Origin of the sequence: Microcystis sp. M53598_WE2 (assembly GCF_030067735.1) — a bacterium.
Taxonomy (GTDB): Bacteria; Cyanobacteriota; Cyanobacteriia; order Cyanobacteriales; family Microcystaceae; genus Microcystis; species Microcystis aeruginosa.
In genome coordinates this window covers 1-1,729 of the sequence record NZ_JASJFE010000722.1, presented here as the reverse complement: position 1 = coordinate 1,729, position 1,729 = coordinate 1, and the positions used below count along the sequence as shown (strand labels likewise).

2 protein-coding genes are annotated in these 1,729 nt (G+C 38.6%); one reads left to right on the top strand and one right to left on the bottom strand.

Annotation, left to right across the window (positions count from 1 at the left end; genetic code table 11):
• Window positions 1-857: CHASE3 domain-containing protein (locus tag PX636_RS14760; protein WP_288117678.1), on the bottom strand; the 857-nt coding region annotated here is incomplete at its 3' end.
• Window positions 858-1,100: 243 nt separating this feature from the next.
• On the opposite strand from PX636_RS14760, the gene PX636_RS14755 reads away from it, so the two are divergent.
• The coding region (locus PX636_RS14755) for an RNA-guided endonuclease TnpB family protein (RefSeq protein WP_288117677.1) at window positions 1,101-1,729 on the top strand (629 nt) is incomplete at its 3' end.

The window sequence follows — 1,729 nt, the reverse complement described above, 5'->3', positions numbered from 1 at the left end:
AATTGATTCATTAGCTTGACAGAAGACTGGATTCTATATAGGTTTTTTCTGCTCGACTGATCTGCATCTTTTAAGCCATTTTCTAATAACTGAGAGGCGGAAAGAATCACGGTTAAAGGAGTTCGGAACTCATGGGATATCATAGAAAAAAGCTGAATTTTTAGATCGGAAAGTTCTTTTTCCTGTAGTAATAACCGGTGAATTTCATCACTTTTTTGTCGCCGTTTCTCTTGCCAAAAAACTAAAAAATAAACTCCGCAAATAATCCCAAAGCTAGTAAAAGTTCCCAGTAAACCCAAAAGAGAATTTTCGCTGATACTATCCCTAGAACTAGCGATGCTACTTCTTAAATTCCTTTTCTGACTAGCTTGTAAATAGGTAAGAAGATTTTGAAACTTATCCCGGACTTCGACACTTTTAACCGTGATTGCATCTTGAGAAATATCATCGGATCGATCGGATTTATAGGTAGCGATCGATTGATTAAATAAAGTAATTCGCCGATACATTAAATCCCCGATCTCAGTCACCATTTCCCGCTCGAAATCCGTGCCGTTTTCTAATTGTTTAGCCAGGAGTTGCCAGTTAGATTGCATCAAAGCGATCGCCCGACGATGACGGCCCAATTCACTGGGGCTGCCAGTTTTGATATAATCCCGTCTTCCCGATTCGGCCACCGCCATGTTAGCGTAAAGATTAGCGAGATTATCGATGATCTCGTAGGTAACTTCCACCTCGGCAGCGCGCTGACGCAGGGCGAGGGTATTGCGATAGGAAACTAGGCTAATAGTTCCCATCAGTAAAACAGTTAGCCCGAAACCCCCCGCGATCCATTTTCCTTGTTTGAGCCAATTCATCAGGAGTTAACCGACGCTATTTCCAGCTTACTCTATCTAAATGGAGCAAGAGGACTCCCGTTAAATTTCTCCTTAATTAAAAATATACCAGAAATTAACGGGAGATGAATTGCCCCCAGAATCTAAACTAACGCGACAGCGTTTCCTAATAAGGAAAGGCTTGATTCTCAAGGTATGTATGAGCTTGACATATTTAAGCGGTAAGTGTTACACTGAAAAGATAGCACAGATGGGGTCAGGCTGATGTTAAATGTTTTAAAAGTGAGAATATACCCAAACAAAAAACAGGAACTAGCCTTAGCTAAAAACTTTGGTTGCGTCCGTTTTGTTTGGAATTACTACTTAAATAAAACTAACAATCAGTACCTAGAGACTGGTAAAGGAATGACCTACTGTGACATGGCAAAAGACCTTACCAAACTCAAGAAACAGCTGGATTTTGAATGGTTAGCTGAGGCTACTGCCGCTACCTTGCAGCAATCATTGAAAAACTTAGAATCTGCTTTTAAGAACTTCTTCTCAAAAAGAACAAAATTCCCTAAATTTAAAAGTAAGCACAAAAAACAATCAATCCGTTATCCTGAAAGTTGTTCAATTAGAAATAAGGGAATTAAGCTACCTAAATTAGGGTTTGTAAAAGCTAAGATTTCTCAAGTAATAAATGGTAAGATTAAATCCGTAACTGTTTCTAAAACCAGTACAGATAAATATTTTGCTGCCATCTTGTTTGAGATGGATGACTCAACAACCATTGAAAAACTAAAAATATCAGGGATAGACCTAGGTTTATCTTCTTTAGTTACGGTTTTTGATGGTGAAACAACCTACAAGATTGACCCAATCAAACCTACCAGAAAATATGCTAAACGTTT